Source organism: Vibrio sp. 10N.261.52.A1, assembly GCF_002876325.1.
Taxonomy (GTDB): domain Bacteria; phylum Pseudomonadota; class Gammaproteobacteria; order Enterobacterales; family Vibrionaceae; genus Vibrio; species Vibrio chagasii.
This window is the reverse complement of record NZ_MCYD01000162.1, coordinates 1-645: the sequence shown is the minus strand read 5'-3', so window position 1 is coordinate 645 and position 645 is coordinate 1. Positions and strand designations below refer to the sequence as shown.

At 45.3% G+C, this 645-nt stretch carries 1 protein-coding gene; it reads right to left on the bottom strand.

Features of this window, described 5'->3' with window-relative positions; genetic code table 11:
- Positions 1–249: 249 nt before the first annotated feature.
- The coding region (locus tag BCT81_RS02255) for a YdcF family protein (protein ID WP_133152492.1) at positions 250–645 on the bottom strand (396 nt) is incomplete at its 5' end.

Below are 645 nucleotides of genomic sequence, written 5' to 3'. Positions count from 1 at the left end.
TTTTTATTGAGCGGTGCGTACTCAGGTACGGGATACCTTTTGAGGTGTGTGTAAGGCTTTCGATGAAATGATGAAAGGTGGCGAGTTCAACAAACAGGTTGATACTGATTGTCTTGCATAGATGGTAAAGAACATAGACAAAACAGATACAAAAATGCAGCGATAACCCAAGGGTTGTCGCTGCATTTTCATTTATAGTGATTTGACTACCTTACTTAGAGCAGCCTTCGGTAATCGGCGAGTGTCTTATTACGCGTCGCCTGGTTTTTCGCGTTTGCTGTTCCAACCCATAAAGTTGTAGATGTTGTATCGCGCAAACCCGATTTGTTCATGCAGAGCAAAGTCTGTTACCGCAAAGTTATACCATAATGGCAGCCATGAAGTTTGAGCTGCCATGTAATCAGCTCTCACTGGAATCACGTTCAATCCAAAGTGGTTGAAGTAGAGTTCACTACGGCGAATGTGCAGGCCAGATGAAACCAGCACAATGTTGTCGAATTGGTGATGTTTCATCAGATCGCTGGTCAGCTGCGCATTTTTCCAAGTGTTCACGCTGTTCGGCTCCTGGATAAGGTCGGCGATTGGAACACCCAGTCTCAGCAATTGTTGCTCGTAAATTTCCGCTTCTGTCACGCCGTTGCCTTG